Annotated in this window: 9 protein-coding genes; 2 read left to right on the top strand and 7 right to left on the bottom strand. The window is 65.3% G+C overall.

The window, feature by feature from the left end:
• Positions 1 to 57: 57 nt before the first annotated feature.
• Complete coding sequence (locus ASE50_RS19650; RefSeq protein ID WP_056396135.1) at positions 58 to 7,857, top strand: choice-of-anchor L domain-containing protein; 7,800 nt, start codon at positions 58 to 60, stop codon at positions 7,855 to 7,857.
• Between the two features lie 93 nt (positions 7,858 to 7,950).
• Here the strand turns inward: ASE50_RS19650 and ASE50_RS04370 are convergent, their stop codons facing one another.
• The 6 genes from ASE50_RS04370 to ASE50_RS04395 form a co-directional block, all read right to left on the bottom strand.
• Positions 7,951 to 9,234 carry a metal-dependent hydrolase family protein gene (locus ASE50_RS04370; RefSeq protein WP_056396140.1) on the bottom strand — a complete coding sequence of 428 codons (1,284 nt, stop codon included), beginning with the start codon at positions 9,232 to 9,234 and terminating at the stop codon, positions 7,951 to 7,953.
• Positions 9,235 to 9,254: 20 nt separating this feature from the next.
• Positions 9,255 to 11,759, bottom strand: coding sequence for a TonB-dependent receptor (locus ASE50_RS04375; RefSeq protein ID WP_056396144.1), 2,505 nt, complete (start codon positions 11,757 to 11,759; stop codon positions 9,255 to 9,257).
• A gap of 105 nt (positions 11,760 to 11,864) precedes the next feature.
• Positions 11,865 to 13,487 (bottom strand): tetratricopeptide repeat-containing sulfotransferase family protein, encoded by a 1,623-nt coding sequence (locus ASE50_RS04380; protein WP_056396148.1) that lies wholly within the window; start codon positions 13,485 to 13,487, stop codon positions 11,865 to 11,867.
• A gap of 136 nt (positions 13,488 to 13,623) precedes the next feature.
• Positions 13,624 to 15,114, bottom strand: coding sequence for a tryptophan halogenase family protein (locus ASE50_RS04385; RefSeq protein ID WP_056396151.1), 1,491 nt, complete (start codon positions 15,112 to 15,114; stop codon positions 13,624 to 13,626).
• Positions 15,111 to 16,421 carry a tryptophan 7-halogenase gene (locus ASE50_RS04390; protein ID WP_056396154.1) on the bottom strand — a complete coding sequence of 437 codons (1,311 nt, stop codon included), beginning with the start codon at positions 16,419 to 16,421 and terminating at the stop codon, positions 15,111 to 15,113. The genes ASE50_RS04385 and ASE50_RS04390 overlap by 4 nt, the downstream gene beginning before the upstream one ends.
• Complete coding sequence (locus tag ASE50_RS04395) at positions 16,418 to 17,908, bottom strand: tryptophan halogenase family protein (RefSeq protein ID WP_056396157.1); 1,491 nt, start codon at positions 17,906 to 17,908, stop codon at positions 16,418 to 16,420. Before ASE50_RS04395 ends, ASE50_RS04390 begins: the two co-directional genes overlap by 4 nt.
• Before the next feature lie 202 nt (positions 17,909 to 18,110).
• Between ASE50_RS04395 and ASE50_RS04400 the strand changes: the two genes are divergently transcribed.
• The gene (locus ASE50_RS04400; protein WP_156347296.1) at positions 18,111 to 21,413 is read left to right on the top strand and encodes a TonB-dependent receptor; all 3,303 of its coding nucleotides are present in this window, start codon (positions 18,111 to 18,113) and stop codon (positions 21,411 to 21,413) included.
• 902 nt (positions 21,414 to 22,315) lie between these two features.
• Here the strand turns inward: ASE50_RS04400 and ASE50_RS19375 are convergent.
• Positions 22,316 to 24,760, bottom strand: coding sequence for a S8 family serine peptidase (locus ASE50_RS19375; protein ID WP_056396164.1), 2,445 nt, complete (start codon positions 24,758 to 24,760; stop codon positions 22,316 to 22,318).
• Positions 24,761 to 25,193: the final 433 nt, after the last annotated feature.

Raw genomic sequence — 25,193 nt, forward strand, 5'->3', positions numbered from 1 at the left:
TGCACACCCCCGCTTGCCCGATCGCCATACTCCGCCCCGGACAGGGGAGTGATTGGCATGGCGTTGAAGGACGAAGTCAAAACCGCGATCGACGATTTCTTTGCGCAGATCGATGCGAATCTGGTGGCACAGATCGACAAGGTGTCGCTGCCGTTCGTCGGTGCGCTGAAGGATGCGCCGGGCGTTGCCGATGCCCTCGCCTTCTACACGTCGATCCACACCAAATTGCTGGCGGTCGTACAGGCCGTACCCGACGAACCCACCGAACAGGATGCCGCCGACGCGCTGGCCAAGGCGATCACCGATCAGCTGAAGGACGAGGGCGTAACCGCCGTCGCGACCGAGGATGCGGGCGTCACCCTGACCTTTGCCCGGACCGAAACATTCTCGCCGACCGGCAAGGATGCGGCGCAGGTCGGCGAAAGTCTCGGCAGCTTCCTGAAACTGGAAGCAGCGGTCGGGCTGAAGCTTGCCGCGGTGCTGGGTGCCGAGTTGACCGTCGCCAAGGACGGCAAGATGACGCTGGCCGACAATGTCGAGCCGGAGGTCAGGATCGGGCTGACCGGCGACCTGTCGATCACCAAGGGCGAGGCGGGGCTGGGGTTCATCGGCGTGACGTTCAAGGACGCGGTGCCGGTCGATCCGGCCAACCCCGACGATCCTGCCGCGCATGAATTGATCGCGACGGTGGCGGTCGATGTCACGCAGACCGACGGCACGCTGGGTGCCAAGACCGATTTCAGCGCGACGGGGCAGCTCGACCTCGACTTCGCCAGCACGACGGCGGGGGCGCTCGAATTTTTGCCGACGATCGGGGGCGAACTGGTCGCGTCGATCGACGTCGACAAGGACGGGGTGTCGACGAAGTCGTTCGGCATCCAGGACGTGACCATCGATCTCGGCACCTATTTCAAGCTGGTCGAGGATGCGGCGCAATCGGTCGCCGACGTGTTCAACGCCGCGCCGTTCGGCACGCTGGTCGATGTCGCGACGTCGCCGGTGCCGGTCATCAACGGCATCAATTCGGCGATCGGTCTCGGCCTCGACACGGTCGGCGGCACCGGTGGCAAGGGCGACGGCAAGGTGACGCTGGCCGACCTCGTCGTCTATGTGCGCGAGGATCTGCGCAGCATCGTCGAGCCGTGGTACAAGGTCGTCGCGATCATCGACGTGCTGCGCACGCTGGGCGCGATCGACACCAGCCAGACCGTCACGCTGGGCAGTATCGAAACGAAGAACGGCAGCCCGACGTTCAAGGCCAGCGACGACGACATCTTCGGCATCCTGACCAAGGCGCTGAAGGACAGCGGCAAGGTCGACGGCGCCACCCTCGCCTATCTGACCAATTTCGACACCGGCGCGATGAGCAAACAGGCGGCGCTGTCGGCGGCGAAGGTGGGCGAGAGCAAGGGTTTCAGCTTCGGCCTGCTCGAAAACCCGGCGCTGATCGCCGACCTGCTGCTGGGCACCGGCGAACCGGTCAGCTTCGTCGAATATGACGTGCCGCCGCTGACCTTCGAACAGCATTTTTCGAAATTCTTTCCGATCATCGGCCCGCTGGGCGCGGAGATCAGCGGCGCGATCCGCGCCTCGCTCGACTTCGATCTGGGCTATGACAGCTATGGATTCGACAAGGGCAATCCGTTTCTCGGCTTCTATCTGTCGACGCCCGAATATGACGCCAGCACGCGACCGCAGCAGGGCGAAGGAGCACCCCCGCCGTTCAACGACGAACAGTTCGAACCGATCGGCGCGCTCGACGTCGAGCTGCGCGGCGGGGCCGGGATCGGCTTTGGTGGCGGCAGTTTCACGGTCGGGGTGTCGTTCCTGTTCGGCCTGTATGCGTTCCTGAACGGCGATACCGCCGGCCGCTATCACCTGACCGCCAAGACGATCGACTGCATCTTCGATCCGATCGGCGGTGTGGCGACGGTCGAGGCCAATGCCCGGCTGGTCATCGATTTCGCCTTCTTCACCTATCGCAAGAACTTCCCGATCGCGAGCCAGACGCTGGGGTCGTTCACCGCGTTCGAATGCCCGCATCCCGATTTCGTCATCACCGAACCCAATGCGAAGGGCCTCGCGACATTGCTCGACAGCGGCGATGTCCGGCTGAACGTCGGTGCGGATGCGACGGAGCGCGCGGTTCCCGACGAGGAGAATGGCCAGACCGTCTACAAGCCGATCCAGATGGCCGGCGCGCCCGAACAGGAATCCTATCTGATCGCCCGCGCACGCGACGCCGGCGATGGCGGCATCGCCGGCGGCGGCGGCGGCAATCCGGTGGTGGTACCGGACAAGCTCGACATTCTCGCCTTCGGCTTCACGCAGCGGATCACGGCGGGAAGGATCGTCGCCAGTTTCGGCGCGGGTAACGATGCGCTGATCATCCAGAGCGACGTGACGCAGGATTCGCTGGTCGATGGCGGCGACGGCGACGACAATCTGGTCGGCGGCGGGGGCAGCGACACGCTGTCCGGCGGGAACGGCGAGGACGTGCTGTCGGGCGGCGACGGCAATGATTCGCTGACCGGCGGCAGCGGTCTCGACCAGCTTTCGGGCGGCCAGGGTGCCGACACGATCGATGGCGGCGCGGAGAGCGATACCGTCGATTATTCGACGGCCAACACCGCGCAGAAGATCGGGGTCCGGATCGCCATCTCGCAGGATGGATCGGCGACCTCCAGTGGCGGCGAGGCCGATGGCGACAAACTGATCAGCATCGAGAACGTCATCGGCACCGCCTTTGCCGACCGCATCGATGCGAAGGCGATGACCGAGAACGTCTATCTGGAAGGGGGCGAGGGCAATGATTCGCTGTTCGGCGGATCGGGCAACGACATATTGATGGGCGGAATGGGTGCCGACGTGCTCAACGGCGGCAGCGGTGCAAACGGCGGAGGGGTGAACGCCACCAGCTACATCACCAGCTGGGCGGGGGTCGACGTCAACCTGAACCGCATCGTCCAATATTATGGCGAGGCGGAGGGCGACTCGCTTATCAGGATCCAGGCGATCCAGGGGTCGACCTTCAACGACATGCTGGTCGGCAATGCCGAGGCGAACCAGTTCGATGCGGGCGACGGCGACGATACGATCGATGGCGGGCTGAACACGGATCTGGTGCTGGCCGGTGGTGGCGGCGATCTGGTCTTCGCGTGCGGCGATGGCGACACGCTCGATGGCGGGGCCGGCGTCGATACGCTCAGCTATGCCCGCGCGACCAAGGCGGTGTCGGTCGATCTGCTGCGGTCGTTCGGTGCCGACGGCAAGCCCGATCCCGCCGCCGCGCCGGATACGATCGTCATGGCGGCGGTCCTCGGCGCACAGGATGGCGGGTTCAGCACGTTCGAAAACCTTGTCGGCTCCCGCTTCGACGACACGCTGATCGGCGACAATGGCGACAACCGGATCGAGGGCGGTACCGGCAACGACCGGATGGCCGGGGCGGGCGGTGACGACACGCTGGTCGGCGGGGTGGGCGCGGACACGATGTACGGCGCAGCGGGCCGCGACCTTGCCGACTATGCCGGATCGGGCGGCGCGGTCGAGGTCGATCTGACCGCGATCGGCAAGGGGGCCGATGCCGAGAGTGACCGCTATTCGGGCATCGAGGATCTGCGCGGTTCGGCCTATGGCGACGTGCTGCGCGGCGATGACGGCGACAATGTCATCGATCCCCATATCGCCGGGCGCAGGGTGTCCGACGCGGTGATCGGCGGCGCGGGGACCGACACGCTGAAGGTCGATTATTCGACGGTCGACGCCGATGTCGGCGGCGGGGTGTCGGGCCGCTTCGTCTATTCCACCGAAGGGCGCCTGTCGCATGCCGACGGCGATGGCGGCACGCTCGACCGGGTCGATTTCACCGGGATCGAGCGGATCGACTTCACCGGCACCCGCTTCGCCGACAGGATGATCGCGGGCAATGGCGACGACCGGATGTACGGCGGCAGCGGCGACGATTCGCTGGCCGGCGGGATCGGCAGCGACGTGATCTACGGCGCGCAGGGCCGCGATACGGTCAGCTGGGGCTTTTCACGCTCGGGCGATTCGATCGGCGGCGGCATGATCGACGACGGGATCAGCGACGCGGGCAGCACCGCCTATAGCGGCAACAGCAACCCGGATGTCGTGTTCTTCCTGAACGGCGGCAGCGGTGTCGACACGCTGGCGATCAACCTGACCGGCATCACCGAAGACGTGACGATCCACGGCGGCGACACCCCGGCAAGCGACTACAAATACTACAATCTGCGGCTTGCGAGCGGCGCGGCGGCAACCCGGTTCGAACGCCTGTCGGTCGTGGTGACCGATCGCGGCAACGACCGCATCAGCCAGGTCGGCCGGGTCGACAATGATTTCCGCTCCGGCGACGGCAGCGACCGGATCGAAAGCGGTCTCGGCCGCGATACGATCGATGGCGGGCTGGCGGTGCGGGGCCTGTCCGACCGCTATGCCCTCGACCGCGTCGGCAGCCGCATCTACGAGATCGACAGCGTCGACGCGTTCCGCAAGGCACCGGGCGACACGCTGTTCCTCGATTATTCGATGCTGGAGGACGGACGCCGGGTCATTTCGACCGGCTTTACCCAAACCGCCTATTCGGTCGACTACACCGCTCGCGGCGGGCGGGTGCTGCGCAGCGAGGTGCAGGGCAATACCGGCCGCTATGTGACGCTGGAGGACAGCGTCTATGGCGACACCGGCATGCCGCGCCCGATCCCCGGCGATGCGCCGGACGATGTGCAGTTCACCAATATCGAACGGCTGAACGTCATCGGCAGCAGCGGCAACGACATCATCACCGGCACCGACACCGTCATCGACACGCTGTTCCTCGACCGGATCAGCGGTGACCGGTCACAGGCGTCGGGCAGCGACGAACTCCATGGTGCCGATGGCGACGACTATCTGTACGGCCGCACCGGCAACGACACGATCGACGGCGGCGACGGCAACGACGTGCTGGTCGGGACCACCCGCATCGTCGAGGATGCCAATTCCACCACCAGCAATTACGATCGGGGCGAAATCGACGCGCTGACCGGCGGTGCGGGAGCCGATCGCTTCGTACTCGGCGATTCCTTCGGTGCGTTCTACACCCGGCAGACGCCGGAGGGGGATGCCAATCACGGCGTCATCACCGACTATTCGGCGGCCGATGGCGACGTCATCCAGCTACATGGCACCGCGCGCAGCTATTTCCTGCGCGAAGTCGATGGCGATACCCAGATCTACATGCTCGGCGGTCCGGTGCCGGAGCTGATCGGTATCGTCAAAAACGTTACCGGCATGAACCTGCTCGGCAAGGCGTTCGACTATGTCGACCCGCTCACCGGCGATCCCTCCAATCCGCCGACCGCCAGGCAGGAACTGACGACCGCCCTGCCCGACACGGTCGATCCGGCAGCGACGCTGCGCACCGCGTCCCTGTCGGCCGAACAGAAAGGCGGTTTCACCGTCACGCAGAATTCGTCGCCGACCGCGCTCACCGGCACGTTCGACGCGGCGAGCGGCACGACCAAGACCAGCGTGACCCTGTCGGGCAGCGCCGAGGCGTTCGGCACCTTCAGCGGCGATCCGTTCGGGCTGGGCAAGGGGGTGATCCTGTCGACCGGGCGCGTCACCGACCTGCCCGGCGAAAATACCGTGCAGCATAGCGGGACGCTCATCACCTCGGTCCCGGTACAGTTCGAACGGATCGGGCGGGTCGGCAACACCGACATCTATCGCGCCGACCTGTCGCATCTGGGCATCGACATCAACTCGATCCGCCTGTCGGACAGCAACAGCATGCAGGGCGGCGGCACCGGCATCTACAGCGGTTTCGACGTCGGTGCGGTGGCGCTCAGCAACAAGGGCATCGACCAGCAGGCCTTTGCCGAACTGCTGGCGGCCAACAACGACTTCAGCCTCGACGATCCGTCGATCCTGCCGCGGTTGGACGTGTTCGACTTCTCGGCCGACGCCATGACGTACCAGGCGGGGAAGCTGCGCTCGACCGGCGATTTCGGCGGCACCGACGCCGATCTCAGCGGCGCGATCAATCTCAAGCTGGTCAACGAGGCGGGGGCACGGCTCGACCGGTTCGGCGAGGCCGGCGGGATCGGGACCGGGGCCGCGATCGGTGCGCTGACGCTGGGCGATGGCGGATCGATCGCGTTCGACCTGAACCAGACGGTCAGCACCGCGCAACCGCTGTATCTCTATGTCGCGGAATCGGGCGGTAGCGGCGAAACGGTGGTGCCGACCATTCGGGTTTCGGCGGATGGCGTCGAACCGTCGGGCGACCTGTCTAGCGATCTGGGCACCGAAGGATTGCCGGGCGATACGACACAGCTGACCTATCGCTTCACGCCCAAGGACGGGGACACCGGCTTCGCCTTCGACGCGGTGTTCTTTACCGAGGAATTGCCCGAATATGACGGGACCAAGCTGTCCGACCTGTTCTCGATCAAGCTGAACGGCGTCGAGATCGGGCGGCTGTCGAACGGCACCGAATTGTCGCTCAAGAGCCTCGTCTATTCGGGCAGCGGCGACCTCATCCTCAACGCGTCGGGCAGCGGCCCGCTTGCCGACCAGATCCGCGCGGACGCCTATACCAGGATGCTGACCATCGCCGGACAGGTGATCGGGGGGCAGGAAAACGTCCTGACGATCGAGGTGAAGGATGGCCGCGACGCGTATCTCGACAGCGGGCTGCTGATCAAGGACGGGTCGCTGCGCACCTTCGTCCGGCCCGACGTCATCGTGCGCGGCCCCGACAGCGACGCCCAGCCGGGCGACCGGCTGACCATCGACCTGTCGCTGCCCGAGGGTGCCCGTCCGACCAGGCCGGTACAGGTGACCGCGATGCCGGGTGACGATATTGACCTTGGCAACGGACCGGGCAAGCCGGTGACGATCACCTTCGACCCGGACGGACCGCTGACCACGACGATCGACGCGACGATCGTCGCCGGGGCCGAACCCGGCACCACCGGCCAGATCGATTACAGCGTGACGAGCGACGACCCGAATTATGACGGCAAGCCGGTCGGATCGTCGGTCGTCGATATCGTCGAACCAGCACCGCAGAACGATCCGTTCCTGCTGTTCGAACGGTTGAGCGGCGATGTCGTCCCCGGCTTCACCAGCGGCAACGACGCCGTCGACGTCACCGGCCGACCGGGACCGACCACGCTGCACATCGCCGGGACCAGCACCGGCAAGGACAGCGTAAAGGGCTTTGGCGGGAGCGACATCCTGATCGTCGACGAACCCATCGTCGACAGCAACAAGGACGGCATCATCACGTTCGGCAGGAACGGGGTGCTCGATTTCGACGGGCCGGACAAGGGCACCGACACCGTCCGCTTCGTCGGCGGCCCCAGGAGCCTGCGCTCTATCGGCACCGACGACGACGGGCATTTCGCCTATGCCGACGCATCGACCCGGCAAAAGGGGTGGAAGGAAGGGATGCTCGGCGACGATGCGCTGGCGGGCGACGCCAAGGACCGCCGGGGCGACGTGTTCCTGTTCGACACCGCGCTCGACGTGAACTGGGGCAGCGACAGCATCGCATCGTTCGGACGGAAGGATCGCGTGGTCACCATTACCGCGCTGTACGATGCCGATGGCGACGGCCGGATCGAATTGGGGTCCGGCGGGCGGCTGGTGCTGACCGGCAACGGGACGCTCGACCCCAGCCATCTGGGCGACGTATCCGCGACCGCGCCGTTCGGGACGGTACGCATCACCTCGACCGGCGGGGCCAGCGTCGCGGCGCTCGATCTGGTGGGCAGCTATACCCAGAACGGCCATGCCTATTACGTGTATGAACTGGCCGATGGCGACGCCGCCTTCGCCGATTGACGTGCGGCGGGGCGCGGTCCGGTCCTCCGGATTCGCGCCCTGCCGGGCGGTCGGGCGGCGATCGGACGAAGCCGATCGGCGTCGGCAACGCCGTCAGCGGGCCAGCGTGGCCGGTCGCACGACGACGTTGCCGCCCTTCATCACGAACGCGATGCGTTCGAGGGTCCGCACATCGGTCAGCGGATCGCCATCGACCGCGATCAGGTCGCCGTACCGGCCGACCGCGATCGCCCCGACGTCGCGCGTGCGGTCGAGCGCCTCGGCCGCGCTGCTCGTCGCGGACTGGATCGCCTGCATCGGGGTCATGCCCCATTCGACCATCTTGGCGAATTGCAGCGCGTTGTTGCCGTTGGGATAGACGCCGGCATCGGTGCCGAACAGCATCTTGACCCCGGCGGCATGGGCCGCGCGGAACGTCTCGCGCTGCTTGCGGCCGATCTGGCGTTCCTTTTCGAGGCTTTCGGCAAAGACGCCGTTCTTCGCCCCTTCGGCAAGGATGTAGTCGTCGTCATAAATGTCCATGTCGAACCACGCGCCGCGTTCCTTCGCGAGCTTGAACGACGTCGCATCGGCAAGGCTGGCGTGTTCGATCGTGTCGACGCCCGCGCGCAGGCCGGTGTTGATCCCGTCCGCCCCATGCGCATGGATCGCGACGCGCATCCCCAGCATATGCGCTTCGTCGACGATCGCCTTGATCTCCTCGAAACTCAACTGCTGCGCGCCGACCGAGTCGGTCTTCGACAGCACGCCGCCGGTCATGCAGACCTTGATGACCTCCGCACCATATTTGCGCACGGTGCGGACGGCGGCGCGGAAGCTGTCGGGCGAGTTCGCGATCTGCGGTTGCGGCACGGTAATCGACGGCGGAAATTCGGTGGCGTCGCAGTGCCCGCCGGTGACGCCCAGCGCATAGGTGGCCGGCACGATCCGCGGCCCCGGTATCTCGCCGCGATCGACCCCCTGTTTCAGACCGACATCGGCATAGTCGCTCGACCCGACATTGCGCACGGTGGTGAAGCCGGCGTTCAGCGTCCGGCGGGCATTGGCGACGCCGACGACGGTCCAGTAGCTGTCGGTGAATTCCAGCGCCTTGTATCCGCTCAGCGTCGGATCGCTGGTCAGGTGGACGTGCATGTCGATCAGGCCGGGCAACAAGGTACGGTCGCCAAGGTCGATCCGTTCCGCATCCGCCGGCACCGCGTCGCCGCGGCGGCCGACGGTCCGGATCCGGCCGTCGACGATCGTCACCTGCGGGTTGTCGACCCGCTTGCCCGACAGGACGTCGACCATATGCGCGGCGGTGACGACGACGGTCTTCGCCTGTGCCGGCGCGGCGGTCAGGGCCAGCGCGAGGAGGACGGAAGCAATGCTACGCATGAACGATCTTTCCGAAGGGGTCAGAAGCGGGCGCCGGCGCGGATGCCGATCGTCCGTGGCGTATTGGTCACGATATAGGGTCGCTGGAAACAGCTGCCGCATTGCTGGAAGCGCGACAGCTGCGCCCGTTCGTCGAACGCATTCTGGAGATAGAGTTCGAGCGAATAGGTGCCCAGATCGGTACCGACCGCGAAATTGGCGGTCGTGAACGCGGCCAGCCGCCCCTGCAGTGCCGCCGGGTTGACGATATCGCCGGTCCCCGTTTCCACGACCGCGGTGCGGATATCGGACGATGCCGAACTCTGGTGCGTCACCAGCGCCTGCACATAGCCCTTGGCCGTGCTGCCGATCGGTGTCGTATAGCGCGCATTGCCGCTGACCTTGAACCGCGGGGTGACGGGCAGACGGGTACCGACCGGTGCCGCGATGAAATTGTCGGTGCCGGCACAGCTATAGGTCGGATCGTCGATCGCGCACAGGTTCCGCTGGATCCTGGCATCGGTGTACGATCCCGCCGCGGTGAGCGAGAGCCCGCCGAGATTGAAGGCGACGTCGCTCTCGACACCGCGGATGCGCGCGTCCGGACCGTTATGGATTTCGGTAAAGCTGTTCGCGCCGAGGAACGAGAACTGGAAGGCGTTCCAATTCTGCTGATAGACCGCACCATTCCAGCGCAACCGGCCGTCGAGGAGCGTCGTCTTCCACCCCGCCTCGTAATTGATGAGGAAATCAGGCGCATAGGGCGCGACGGTCGCGCGGCGATTGATCCCGCCGGGGCGGAAACCCTTCGACCACGTGCCGTAGAACATCAGGCCGTCGGTCGGCTTCCACGTCAGGTTGAGCCGATAGGTCGCGCCCTGCCCGTCGACGCTGCGCGGCCTGAGCGTACCGCCGACATATTGGGCAAGGTTGGTACACGGACTGCCACCGACGGCGGCGGGCAGCAGGGTGCCGCCCGGATTGTCGCGGACCAGCGCACCCGTCGTCGTGTAACAGCCGGCGACGCCGGTGCGCGAACTGCCCGCCGCGTTATAGGGCGGACCGTCGAAATCGCGACCGAAGCCGAAGAAGCCGATCAGCGAATTGTCGAAGATATAGGCGCGGCCACCGGCCGTCAGCGTCAGTTTCGGCAGCAGGTCATAGCTGGCCTCGCCGAACACCGCATAATCCTTGTCGACGCGATATTGCTCGGTCAGCCACAGGGTACCGGGACGGCCGTTGACCGACAGATTGTCGGCAAGGTCGGCGACGCGATAATCCTGTCCGATGCGGTTGCTCTGATGCTGGTAGAAGGCACCGGCGACCAGCCGGAAGCGTTCGTCCTGCGGCGATGCGACGCGCAGTTCCTGGCTCATCTTCTTGAAATGATCGGTGCCGATGATGCGCTGGCGTGAATCGATCTGCTGCCCGGCATTGTTCTGGAAATAGAAATAGCCGGCGATGCCGCCGACCGACGCATAGAGCGAGTCATAGGCTTCCGCATAATCGGTATAGTCGGACGATTGCAGCGCGCGCCGGTCGAAATAGGCACCGGCATAGGTCAGGTCCCAATTGCCGACCTTCCCCTCGATCGTCAGCGCCGCCTGTATGAACCGGTCCCGGCGATATTCGGGGAAGAAGTGCTGGACTTCGAGGTCGCCGACCTTGGCATCGTAGCCGAAGGTGCCATGGGCGCGCTGTTCCTGGTACAATATGGTCGGCGTCACCGTCCAGTTGTCGTCGAGATCGATCTTCAGCGCGGCGCGACCGCCCCACAGATCGGCATCGTTATAGTCCTTTTCGACGAATTCGGGGTTGTCGACGGTGATGCCGCCGATGAAGCTGCGCGTGCCCGGGACATTGTCGATGAAGCCGGCATCATGCTGATAGAAGCCGACGACCCGCAGCGCCGCATTTTGCGACAGCGGGATGTTCAGCATTCCTTCCAGCCGGCCGCCCATGCCGCCCGATTTCACGGTGTTGAGCTCGCCATCGACCCGACCGTAAAACTCTTTCAGGTCGGGCTTGTTGGTGATGATCCGGATCGTGCCGGCCTCTGACGACGCACCGTACAGCGTCCCCTGCGGCCCGGCGAGGCTTTCGATGCGCGCCACGTCATAGATATGGATGTCGGGCGTGCCGCCGATCGTCGTCACCGGCTGTTCGTCCAGATAGACGCCGACCGATGGCAGCGAGCCGGAATGGTTGCCGTCACCACCACTGGCGACCCCGCGCATATAGACGGTGGTGACGCCCGGCTGCGAACTCTGAAACGCAACCGAGGGCAGCAGCTGCGAATAATCGGCGAAGCTGGTCACGTTCAGCTGGTCGAGCCGCCGGGTCCCGATCGCCTGAATGCTGATCGGCACGCTCTGGATATTCTCGTCCCGCTTTTGCGCGGTGACGATGATCTCGTCCTGGTTGTCGTCGGCCGGAGTCGGACCAGCGGGCTGTTCCGTCGCCGACTGCGCCAATGCCGGCAGGGTCGTGAGCGCGGACGAAACAAGCAAAGCGACGCTCAGCGTTCGGCGAACGATCGGCACCATAAAACCCCCCAGCGCAACATAATGTTACGCAAGGTTAACTACAGCGCCCTGACCGTCAACACGCCGCGGTCCGCAGAATCATTTCGCAGGTGCAGCGTGACAGTTTTACAACGCTGCTCTTAACGATCCATCGAATGCCGGCACGGCCGGATAGGCGGTCAGCACGTCGCCGAGGCTGTCGCGCAGCGGGCCTAGCCATGGATCGAACGGCTTCCATGCCTGCGTCCCGTCGCGATAGATTGGTTGGCGAACCTGCTCGGAACTGGCGGTCCGCACCGGCCGCCGCGTTTCGTGAAACGACAGGCAGGCCGGTTCCCAATCGAGGCTGCACGCCTTCAGCAAACGACGGACCTCCGCCTCGGTATCGTCGACCATTTGTTCGTAGAACACCCGGTGCACGCGGCCCGGCGCGACCCGGTCGATATGCGCCATCAGCCGGACATAGTCGCGGTAATAGCACCCCATATCGGTCAGGTCGTAGCTGAACGCCTGACCCCGTGCGAAATGCTGTTTGTAGTTCGAAAAACAGCAGCCGAGCGGATGGCGGCGGGCATCGATCACGCGGGCATTTGGCAGCATCAACAGGATCAGCGGCAAATGCGCCCAGTTGTTGGGCAGCTTGTCGATGAAGAACGGCCGGTCGGTCCGCCGTTGCACCGCAGCACGCCGCAGATAGTCGTCTCCCATCGCCCGCAACTGCGCACCGTCAAGGGCGGCGAGCCCGGCGGGATAGTCGGCGACGGCACGGGCGAGCGCTGGCACATCGGGCAATTCCGACGTCCCCTCGACCAGCGAATGGCTCGACAGGATCTGTTCGATCAGCGTCGATCCGGACCGCGGCATGCCTAGCACGAAGATCGGATCGGATGCCGTCGATCCCTGCCCGGCGCGTGCGGCGATGAGCGCCGTGTCGAAGGTCGCGACGCTGTCGTCGACGAAGCGCCGCGTCTCCTCCGCATCATAGACGATCTGCGTCCGCCGCAGCCGGTTGCCCGCATCGTAATGCGCGAACGCTTCCTGCGCCCGGCGGCGATCCTCGAACGCCTTGCCCAGCGCGAAGTCGAGGTGGAAGCGATCCTCGACGCTGACATCGTCGCGCGCCAGCGCCGCCGTCAGCGTAGCAATGTCGGCGTCGTCGAACGCGACCGTCTTCAGGTTGGCGAGGCTCCACCACACCTCACCCAGCGAAGGCGTGATCGCGACGGCCCGGCGATAGGCGGCAACGCCGTCCGCCTGTCGCCCGACGGTCTTGAGCATATGACCATAGCTCATCCACACCCGCGGCTGATCGGGCGCATCGCGCAGCACGGTTTCGTACAGCGCGATCGCTTCGTCGAATCCGCCGATCCGCCCGAGCGCCGCCGCCTTCAGATTGGCGTGGCCGACATGGTCGGGCTCTTCCTCCAGCAACAGGTCGAGTTCAGCGATCGCCTCCATGGGACGGTTCAGGCGATACAGCACGATCGCCAGATTGGCGCGCGCCGCGTGGAACACCGGCGACAGCTCCAGCGCGCGGCGCAACAGCGTCTCGGCATCCTTGTAGCGCCCGATCCGCCCGGCGAGTTCGGCCAGCATGCGAATCGCGCGCGCGTCGAACGGATCGGCCTTCAGATGCTGGCGCAGCAGCGGTTCCGCCTCACCGAGGCGATTGTCGTGCAACGCCAATGCTGCCTCGACCAGACGGGGATGCCACCGGGCAGAGGGGGGCGATGGCGGTAACGGGGTCATGCCCCTAACAACCACCAAGCCCCATCGGGATCAAGCGTGGCCGCGGGCGACCAGCAGAACGCTTCGGACGGTCGCGTCCGGATCATGCTCCGCGCGCGGCCAGTCGGTCGGGCGCGACCACCGGGTCTGGCCCCGGTCATTTCAGCCGCGTCAGCACCGCGCCATGTTGCGGCAGGGTCGCGACCGCCGCCGCCGTCGCGCTACGCATCTGGCGGATCGCCGGGAGCAAGCGTTCCTCATCGAGCGCGTCGGCCACCGGATCGTACCCGACCGGTTCGACCCCCTGCCCCAGCAGCACCGCGACCCAACTGGGCGTCGCGAACAATTCGTCCTCGTAGCGGAAGATGCGGCCCTTTTGCCGGAACAGCTCGATCTTGCGGGTCAGGCTGTCGGGGACGTCCATGGTGCGCACATGGTTCCAGAACGGGGAATCGTCGCGCGCGGTCGCATGATAATGGAGGATGATGAAGTCGCGGACCGACCGGTAGTTATCCGCCATCTGCCGGTTATATTCGTCGCGCTCGACGGGTGAGAAGCCGCGATCGGGGAACAGCGCGAACAGTTTCGATATCCCCTGCTGGATCAGGTGGATGCTGGTAGATTCGAGCGGTTCGAGGAACCCGCCCGACAGGCCGATCGCGACGACATTGCCCGCCCACATCGCATCGCGCCGCCCGGCGGTGAACGACAAGCGACGCGGGGTCGCGGTGGGCGCGGCGTCGAGGCGGCTTAGCAGCAGCGCCTCCGCCGTATCGTCGTCCATGTAGCGGCTGGCATAGACCACGCCGTTGCCGGTGCGATGCTGCAACGGGATGCGCCATTGCCAGCCGGCGGCATGAGCCGTCGCGCGGGTATAGGGCAGCACCGGTTCGGTGCGTTCGGTGGGCACGGCAATGGCACGGTCGCAGGGCAGCCAGTGCGACCAGTCCTCGAACCCCACCCCCATCGCCTCACCCAGCAACAGGCTGCGAAAGCCCGAGCAGTCGATGAACAGGTCGCCCTCGACCCGGCGGCCATCGTCCAGTTGGACGGCGGCGACATGGCCGTTATCGCGATGCTCGACGGCGACGATGCGCCCTTCGATGCGGGCGACGCCGTCCGCTTCGGCGCGGCGGCGCAGGAACCGGGCATAGAGGGTGGCGTCGATATGATAGGCATGGGCGATGCCCGACAGCGGCGATCGCAGGTCGGGATGCGGCGGGCCGAACGCATTGGCGCGCGCGGCGACGGTCGCCGGCGAATAATCGCCGATCGGGCCGATGCCGGCCTGCCCCTTCAGCTTTGCCCAGAGCTGGTGGAAATTGACCCCCTCGATATCGCGACCGAAGTTGCCGAAGGGGTGAAAATAGCGGCTATCGGCGGTGTGCCAGCCGGTGAACTCGATGCCCAGTTTGAAGCTGCCGCGCGTTTCGCGCAGGAACTCGACTTCGTCGATGCCGAGCAGCTTGTTGAAGTTCAGGATCGACGGAATGGTCGCCTCGCCCACGCCGACCGTGCCGATCGCGTCGGATTCGACCAGCGTGATACGCCGCTGGCCATCGTCGAGATAGCGGCCGGCGGCGGCGGCGGTCATCCAGCCGGCGGTACCGCCGCCGATGATGACGACAGTGCGAATCGGATCGGTCATGATGGAAACTCCAGCGCGGCAAGGCGCGTGGCAAGCGTGTCGATCGCGCGGGCGGCTTCGACGGGCGAAAGCGACAGCGCAACCGGATCGGGTCGTTCGGGGCGTATCCCCTGCCCCAACAGCACGGCAAGCCATGCGTCACGCGACACGGTTTCCTCGTCGTCGGTGACGATCTGGCCGCGACGGGCGAACTGCGTGAGCAGGCGATCGAGCGACGCCGGACGGGGATGCCGGTCGAGACGGTGCCAGAACGGCCCGGTGGTGCGGCCGCCGCCATGATAGTGCGCCGCAAGGAAATCGCGCAACCGGTCGGCCCGTTCGCCGGCGCGCCGGTTGATTTCGGCGACCAGCAGCGGTTCGGGGTCGCGGGCGGGCATAAGTTCGCGGATCAGCGCCAATTGGGTCAGCGCGAGGGTGAAACCCATCCGGCCGAGCGGCCCCGGCTGGACCGCGGCATCGCCGATGGCGAGCACCTTGCCATCGAACGGCGCGATCAGCCGACCCGGCGCGATCGCGATGCCGTCGCCGCCATGGCCGGCGGTCACCGTCGCGCCCGGCCAATCGGCGGTCCAGCCGGTCGGGGTAGCGCGATACCGGTCGATCGGACCGGGATCGGCGATCGGTGGCGACACCGTCAGACGCGTGGCCGGGAGCGTCGCTGCCCAATCCTCGAATGGTGCGCCACGGCTCAACAGGCGCGGCGGGCCGCTGGCGTCGATGAACAGATCAGCGGTGACAGATGTGCCGTCGTGTAGCGCCAACCGGTCGCCGTCGAACGCCCCGAACGCGGCGACCGGACGCACACCGGCCTGACCGGCGATGCTGCCCAGCACCTGCGCGAACCGGCCGGGGTCAAGCTGCAATGCCGGCTCGATACGCGGATCGACGATACCCGCGCTCCCGGCGACGCAGGCGGGGATCAGGTCGTGGAAGCGACGAGGCCCATGCGCGCGAAGCCAGACAGCGTGCAGCCGTCCTTCGGGAAGGGTCGCGGCACTGTCCTCCCCGACCATCCACGCGCCGCCATCGCGGCTCCACGCATCGAACCGGGTGGCGAGGCGCGGACGGGCGATGTCCTTTGCCAGCAACCGTTCGGGTGGCAGACCGAGCGTCGCCAACAGGTCATGGGTGGCGGGCAGCGCGATCGGGAAGCGGTCGGCCAGTGCGTCGGGGGCGACGGGCGCGGGAACGAGCGTGATCGTGGCACTGGGAAGCGCCTGGGCAAAGGCGACCGCGGCGATCAGCGCGACCGGGCCGCCGCCGACGACCGCGACCGACCGCAGCTGCTGGCGGACGTTGCCGGTCACAGGCCGAGTGCCGCGTCATGGCCGGGCATCGCCCTGACCCGGTCGGCGATCGCCTGTGCCAACGAGCCGAGTGCCCGGTCGAGGCCGGCCGCGTCGGGCTGGTCGGCGCGCGGGTCCCAACCGGTGGGCACGACCCGCTGACCGAGATAGACCGCGACCCAGCTGGGTTCGAGAAACAGACCATGGCCATAGCGGGCGACCTGCGCACTGCCGCGCCACAAGGCCAGCTTGTCGGCCAGCGTGTCGGGGATCGTCATCGTGCGCACATGATTCCAGAAGGGCGAATCGGCGCGCTCGGTCGCATGATAGTGCAGGATCAGGAAGTCGCGGATGCGGTCATATTCGGCATCGATCGCGGCGTTGAAGCCGTCGCGATCGGCTGGCGCGACGCGGGTGTCGGGGAAATGCTCGATCAGCGACGTGATCGCCGCCTGCACCAGATAGATGCTCGTCGATTCGAGCGGTTCCAGAAAGCCCGAGGCGAGACCCACCGCAACGACATTGCCGCTCCAACTGCGGCGACGGCGTCCGGCCCTGAACCGCAACGGGCGCGGGTCGGCAAGCGGTTCGCCATCAAGGCCCGCGAGCAGCGCGGCGACGGCTTCGTCGTCGCTGCAGTGGGCGCTGGCATAGACATAGCCATTGCCGACCCGGTGGCGCAGCGGAATGCGCCAGCGCCATCCGGCCGGCATGGCCGTTGCCCGCGTATAGGGTTCGATCGGGCCGGACGGGCTGGCGCAGGGGACGGCGACCGCACGGTCGCAGGGCAACCAGTGCGACCAGTCCTCCCACGGCTCCGCGAGCGTTTCGCCGAGCAGCAGCGAGCGAAAGCCCGAACAGTCGACGAACAAGTCCCCCTCGATCCGGCGACCGTCGTCCAGCTCGACCGCCGCGACGCTGTCGCCCTGGCGGTCGGCACCGACGATCCGGCCCTCGATCCGGGTCACCCCGCGCGCCTCGGCCCAGTCGCGCAGGAACGGGGCGAAGCGGGTCGCATCGAACTGATAGGCATAGCCGAACGACGTCGTCGGATCGCCCGGATCGTTGCCGGGGCGTTCGAAGCGGCGGCGTTCGGCGGCGACCACCCCGGCGGAAAAGGCACCGATCGGCGGTACCGCGCCGGCCCGGTCGCGCCGCAACCAGTAATGGTGAAAGGCGACCCCGGCGAGCGGACGGCCATAGTTGCCGAACGGATGGATATAACGGTCGCCGATCCGGCCGAAATCGCGAAACTCGATGCCGAGCTTATAGGTCGCGTCGGTCGCGGCCATGAACGCACGCTCGTCGATGCCGAGCCGTTCGAGGTAGAGGCGCAGATGCGGCAAAGTCGCCTCGCCGACCCCGACAATGCCGATCGCTTCCGATTCGACCAGCGTCACGTCGCACGCCGCCGGCAGCAGGCCGACGAGTCCGGCAGCGGTCATCCATCCGGCGGTGCCACCACCGACGACGACGACCCGGACCTTGCGCCCCTCTCCCTGTTTCATGCCGCTCCGTCTCACAAGTGTCGCCGTAGTGCCACAGTGGATTGGCGATCATCCTTAATTAAAGCAACTTGCAATATTTCTGTTGTGTTGCCGAATTGAGGTAACTAGCGAGAGAAATCGTTCGTCGTCATCGAGCGTACAAGGTTGAGTCCCGCCAATGGGACGTCCGGGGAGAGGAAGCGTGATGGGGAAGCAATTCGCCATGAATGGTTTGAATACGCGCAAGCGGCTGGGCACGACGGCGTCGTTGCTGGCGCTGACGGTCGCGGTGCAGCTGGCAGCGACGGGCGCGATGGCGCAGACGACGGTTGCGCCGGCATCGCGCGACGACCAGTCGACACCGCAGACGGATACGTCGCAAACCGACAATTCGGTTCCGGCCGGTGCCGGCGCGGGCAAGCGTCCGGTTTCGGGCAGCATGTCGATCGACAACCAGTCCGCTCCCGAGCAATCGAACGTCACGGTAGCGGACGTCCAGACCCCGGCAGCCGATCAGGCGAGCGGCGATGACATCGTTGTCACCGGCCTGCGCCAGTCGCTGGCGAACGCGCAGTCGATCAAGCGCAATGCTGACACCGTTGTCGACGCGATTACCGCCGAGGATATCGGCGCGCTTCCCGACCGGTCGGTCAACGAAGCGCTGCAGCGCGTACCGGGCGTCGCGATCACCCGCTTTGCCGCTGCGACCGACACCGCACACTTTTCGGTCGAAGGGTCGGGCGTTACCATCCGAGGCCTTTCCTATGTCCGTGGCGAATTCAACGGCCGCGACAGCTTCGGCGTCAGCGGCGGTCGCGAGATCGGCTTCAACGACGTGCCGACCGAACTGGTCGGATCGGTCGAGGTGTACAAGAACCTGACCGCCGACATGATCGAAGGCGGCATTTCGGGTTCGGTCAACATCAACACCCGCAAGCCGTTCGATACCAAGGAAACGCTGATCTACCTGTCGGGTAGCGTCAACTATGGCGACTATAACGGCCGCAGCGAGCCGGCGGTGGTCGGCCTGTTCTCGAAGCAGTGGGACATCCCGAGTGGCGGCCGATTCGGCATCATGGCCAGCGGCAGCTACAACCGGCAGCGCAGCCGGTCGGACTCGGTATTCTATTCGTCGTTCCTGCCGCGCTTCAACGACGACACCAACCAGAACGGCCAGCAGGATGGCAGCGAAGGCCGCATCCTGAACCCGGGTACGCCGTACCAGTCGACGCTGTGGGACCGCTATCCGGTGCCGGCGGGTCGCGACTCCGTGTACGTGCCGCTGGGCGCGGGCATGCGCATGCAGGAATTCGACCGCAAGCGCGTCGGCTATTCGGGCGCAGCGCAGTATGAGAACGCGTCGCGCAGCCTGTTGGTCACCGCACAGTTCCTGCGCGCCGAATCGTCGCAGAGCTGGCTCGACCGTACCGTCGAACCCAACGTCTATTACGGCGATGCGAACCAGATCTTCCCGCAAGGCTATAACTCGTTCGCGCCGGTTGCCGGACAGACCTTCAGCCAGCCGACCTATAACGACGACGGCCTGTTCACCAGCGGGACGCTGATCAAGCAGTTCGGCGGTCAGTACACGACGCTCGGCAACCGCTATTTCCAAACCGACGGGTTCACGCAGGACCAGTCGCTGAACGTCAAGTGGGACCCGACCGACCGCCTGCACCTGAACTTCGATGGGCAGTATGTCTATTCGAAGGCACGCGATTCGGACGACGTGGTCGAACTGGCGACCTTCAGCGGCGTCAACATCGACGGGCGCGGCGACGTGCCGCAGATCACGCTGGTCCCGCCGGGCAACCAGGCTATCGGTCCGTATTTCGCGAGCCAGACCAACACCTTCATTCGCGATGCGATGAATAACCGCACGCATAGCGACGGCGACGAATGGGCGTTCCGCGCCGATGCGCAATATGACGTGTCGGAAGACTCGTTCCTGCGCAAGGTTCGCGTCGGTGGCCGCTACACCACCCGCGACCAGACGGTGAAGGCGAACGACTACAACAACTGGGGCGCGGTGTCGGACACCTGGACCTCGGGCCTTGCAACCGTCGATCGGTATCGTGACAGCATGACGCCGGTCAACTTCGCCGACTTCTATCGCGGCGAAGCGGTCCAGCCGCCGGTAGTCTGGGGCATTCAGGACGGCGTCCTTACCAACCATGACGCGCTCACCGCGCTGTTGCGTACCGCCACCCGCCAGGGCGGCGGCGGCTATACTCCGCTGGAGGATCGCGGTGCCAACCTGATCGACGGCTTCTTCCGGCCGAGCGAGGTCTATCGCATCACTGAGAAGACCTATTCCGGCTATGCCCGTCTCGACTTCGGCGTCGACAACATTGGCGGCGGCGAGGGCAATGTGTCGGGTAACATCGGCGTGCGCTTCGTCCACACCGAGGACCAGTCGTTCGGTGGCACCACCTTCCCGAACATCGCCAATACGCTGGGCGGGTTCCCGACCGTCGCCGCGTTCTGCGCCAGCCCGAACACCAACAACCAGGTCCGCCCGATCTGTACGGTGTCCGCGGCCCAGCAGGCGGCGATCGTCGCCTTCTCGAACAGCGGCAACGCCTCCGACGTCGCAAGCCAGTCTTTCGACAAGTGGCTGCCGAGCCTGAACATCAAGTTCCAGCCCAACTCGCAGCTGCTGTTCCGCCTTGCGGCATCGAAGGCGATCTCGCGGCCGGGCTTCACCGACCTGCGCAACTTCGTCGGGCTCAACCCGTCGTCGGCGAACACGACCGGCATCTACGGCTTCAGTGCCAATTCGCGGAACCCGTTCCTGAAGCCGATCGACGCCAAGCAAGTCGACGTGACCGCCGAATGGTATTTCGCCAAGGTGGGCTCGCTGACCGCGGCGGTGTTCTACAAGCAGCTGTCGAACATCGTCCTCGACAATTTCGGGTATAGCCGCAGCTTCACGAACAACGGCCAGACCTTTGCCGCGACGATCAACGGCCCGGTCAACGTGCCCGGCAATGCCGACATCAAGGGTGCGGAGCTGTCGTACCAGCAGACCTACGACTTCCTGCCCGGCGCACTGCGCGGACTGGGGTCGCAGGCCACCTTCACCTATATCGATGCAGGCAAGATCCCGAATGCAGTGCCGGACAACCGGCCCGAGGACGGCAACCGTCCGCCGCTCGACGTTGCGGGGCTGTACGACAACCTGCCGCTGTCGCAGCTGTCGAAGTACAACTTCAACGTCTCGGCCTTCTACGATCTGGCCGGTGTCTATGCGCGTGTCGCGTATAGCTGGCGGTCGAAGTATCTGCTGACCAATCGCGACTGCTGCTTCCCGTTCCTGCCGGTCTATGCGCTGGCAACCGGGCAGATGGACGCATCGCTGTTCTACACGGTCAATCCGCAGTTCAAGATCGGCGTCCAGGTCCAGAACCTGCTCGATGCGACCACGCGGACTACGTTCGTACTGAACGACGAAGGCCAGGAAGCACCACGTTCGTACTTCAAGAGCGATCGCCAGTTCCAAGTGAGCGCCCGCCTGACGCTCTGACCTACCCTCCTCTCCTGAGAATGGGGTCGCGACTTCTGTCGCGGCCCTTTTTTTGTATGCGATGATCCGCGTTGCTACGGTGGTCGGGAGGCGTCGTGCGCCGGACATCTTGCGGTAGCGGTGGTAGCCAGGATGCTGGTCGCCTTTGACAAAGGCGCGGTCGGGGCAGTCCGTTTCGGACTCTGCGACCCGCCATACGGACGCTCCTATCACCGGTCGGATAGAGGTGCTCGGCCAGGTATCAGGTCGATGGGGCGCTGTCCGTGTAACGCGAACCGTGTCCTGCCCGGCAGCTGACATCCTGTTCGCCCGCGTTGCCGAGCTCCTTCATCGCCACACGGCAGGACCACAGCCCATCGGTTGCGATCGCTTCCGGCGTGCCATGACGCTTGCGCGTAGAGGCCGCGCTCGAACAACAGGTCGTCGACGTTCCGCAGCGACAGCGGGAAGCGCGCCTGCATCCGTACGAATAGCCAGGTCGCCTGCGACGACTGGTCAAGGAGCGAACCGGACCGGATGGCTTGCAAGTACACGGCACACCCTCGGCCTACCCTACTCGGCCGCCAGCCGGCGCATCCCATTGGGCATGGTTTTGCCAACGACCGCGCGATCGAAGCGACCGTCGATGCGCCGCCGGGGCGGTGAAGTCGGCAATGCAGGCGGCCGATGGGTACGCCTTCGACATGGGAGCAGCGCTGTCCCGCGCCGTCGCGGTCGACCGCATCAGCCAGCGTTTACAGCATGGCGTCGAACATGCCGGTCGCCGGGCAGCGTGGGTAGCGGCGGATCGCATTGTTCGACGTTCGACAGGCAAATACTGCCACGGCGTGATCCGCACACGCGTTAAAAACTGTTCCCGGCACTGCTTGGCCGCGCCGGAACGTCCGGCGCGGCCCGTTCGATCAGCCGTGTAGTCCGGCCGTCGCGTCATTCAGGACATAGACGTAATACCCGTCGTTCATCCCGACGAACTTCAACCCGGACGCCGGATCGACGCCGTCGAGCTGCACCCGGTCGCCGCGACTGGATGCGTCGAGGTTGAGCACACCGTCCTTGCCGAAGGTGATGATGCCGTCGCCATTCCCGTCGCGCAGCGCACGGTTGACCAACAGACGGTCACCCTTCGAGAAATCAGTGATGCGGTCGAAGCCCGACGTTCCCTTGTTATCGAAGAAGAAGACGTCGTTGCCGGCACCACCGGTCAGCACGTCATTGCCCTTGCCGCCATCGAGCCAATCGTTGGCCGCGCCGCCGTCGAGCAGGTCGTCGCCGCCCTGGCCGAACAGCTTGTCGCTACCCCGCATGCCGTACAGCTTGTTGGCGGTGCCGTTGCCGGTCAACGTGTCGTTGCCGTCACCGGTAACGGCGTTTTCGATGACCGTACCGCGACCGATGGCGAACGCCTTCTGGTCGCCGAAGCTGGCACCTCCGCCATTGCCGGCCAGGTTCAGGACGACGTCGCTCGTCACCGCAGCGGCGTTGATCCAGTCGATGCCACCGTCGCGATCGACCAGCATGGTGCGGCCGCTCTCGCCGGCAACCGCTGCCATCGTGAAGAATTCATCGGTGTAACTGTACAGGTCGTCGTTCGTGACGGCTGCTCCGAAGAAGTTCAGTTTGATGCTGTTCATGATCGACTGAAAGTCGAGGACCGGATCGGTGAACGTGACCGTCCACTCCCCGACCGACGTTTCGCCCCGGAATCCTGCAAGCCCGATCACTTCGGTGCCGGGACCGTTTTTGCCCGGACCGAAATTGCTTGGCTCGGAGGCCATGCTCACATTGTAGCTGACGCCCGTCGGCGAGGTCACGATGATATCGAATGCCCGGGTGTAGTTCAAAAATGCTTCGGGCGTCGAATAGCTGAAGAAAACATCGAGATGCTCGATATTAACATCTTCCGTCACGTTGATCTTGAATACCGTGGGCGTCGTTTTCACGCTGCTGTTGCCGGTTTCCGGGTTGAACACGAACTCGGGCAGGACGACGGGCGTATTGAATGCGACCGACGTCGAGGAAACGACTTCATTTGCCGACGTCTTGGCGGTTCCGAACAGGCTCCACACTTCGGCCATCCGGACCGCGTTGAAGGCGTTCAGCGCGCCATAGCCATAATCGGTGCTGTAATGATGCCCGCCGCCATTGACGGAGCCGGCTTCTGCACCGGTCACCTTGAACCGGTCCTCGTTGAAGGACACGGTGAGGGGGCGTCCATTGGTTTCGATCGTCGTGGAAACCGGCCCGGTATCGAACGCCACCGGAAGCGTGGCCGATGCGGCGAGAATATCCTTCACATCGCGCCAGCCCAACTGGTCGTTCGCGTCGAGCATCAGGGCGATCACACCGCTGGTGATCGGCGTGGCCGCCGACGTTCCTCCGAAATCATCGGTATAGTCCAGGTCGCCGCCCGGATCGCTGGTAAGGTTATACCCCTCATATCCCTTGGCATCGCTCGACCATATTCCGGTGCCGCCGACGTTGCGATAGTCGCTGGACGGCGCGCTGATCAGCAGTTGCGCGCCCCGCGCGCTATAGGCCGATGCGAAACCATCCGCTTCGCGATAGGCGGCCACCGAAATCCAGTGCCGGTCCGTCGACACGGATTCCCCTTCGCCGTCCACGCCATAGGGCGTCGGATCGTTGTTCAGGATGGTGCCGTAATTGCCCGCCGCCTTGACGGCGATGGTACCCAGACCACCGCGTCCGGTAGCAGCGGTGCTTTCGAGTGCATCGATCAACAACGCCGCGCGGCTGCCTTCCAACGCGCGGTTCGCGGTGGGGAAGTGCGACGGTTCGCCGCCCCAGCTATGATTCGTGATGTCGAACTTGTTGCCCTGCGCGAACGCACTGAGGAAACGGGTCTGATCCTCGACGTTGATGAAGATGCCGGGGTCGAGCTTGCCCCCCGAATAGGGATCGAAGATATTGATCCCGGTGATCTTCGCATCATACGCGATTCCGACCGTGCCTTCGCCGTCACGGGCCGCCGCGATCAACCCGGCAACGGCGGTGCCGTGGGGCCCGGCGATCGGCCGGTAGGTCCCGTTGTAGCGCACGCCATCGACGACGACTTCGTTGCTGGCATCATAGTTCGCGGCAATCTCCGCTACCCGCGTATCGATGCCGGAATCATAGACGCCGACCTTTACGCCCTTGCCGGTATATTCTTCCCACAGCTTGGCGATGCCGCCGAGCTTGCCCAGGTGCCACTGATTGGCAGCGATTGGATCGGTCAGGCCCGGTGCCGTGAAGGTGGCATCGGTCGTCGCAGCGGCCGCCTTCAGCAGGCTATCGGCACCGCTGAACGATTCTGCGTCATTTTCCTTGGACCATCCAGCGATCTTCAAGCTTGGACCGCCGCTCCATCCAACGCTGTACGTGCTCATGATATTAACCCCCCGTTCGGTTGATGATCCGCCGCCCCCCTGGCTCGGCCCCTTGGAAAAAAGGACCAACGAACGGGCGGCTACAGTATACTTTCGTTCACCGAGTATGATTAGCGATTACTACTAACCGATTGTCAACTGCAATATGGCGGGCACCGTCGCTTCATCGGGCGGGACCAAAGGCCGGGTGGACAAGCGTCATCGCCAGATCGCGCGCGGCGATCGTCGCGATACAGGCGCAGCACCTGCCCGACGCAAGCGATCTTCGCCGCAATCGATGTCATAGTCGATCAGCGTAATGGATGAGCCTGCTCGTGCTTCAGCACCGCCGGGCATCTGGCGCGGGCGAGAACCGGTTCGTGACGTTGCTCGTCACCGCCCCCTCCCCGCCGGG

Origin of the sequence: Sphingomonas sp. Leaf5, from assembly GCF_001421155.1 — a bacterium.
In the GTDB taxonomy this organism is placed as follows: Bacteria; Pseudomonadota; Alphaproteobacteria; order Sphingomonadales; family Sphingomonadaceae; genus Sphingomonas.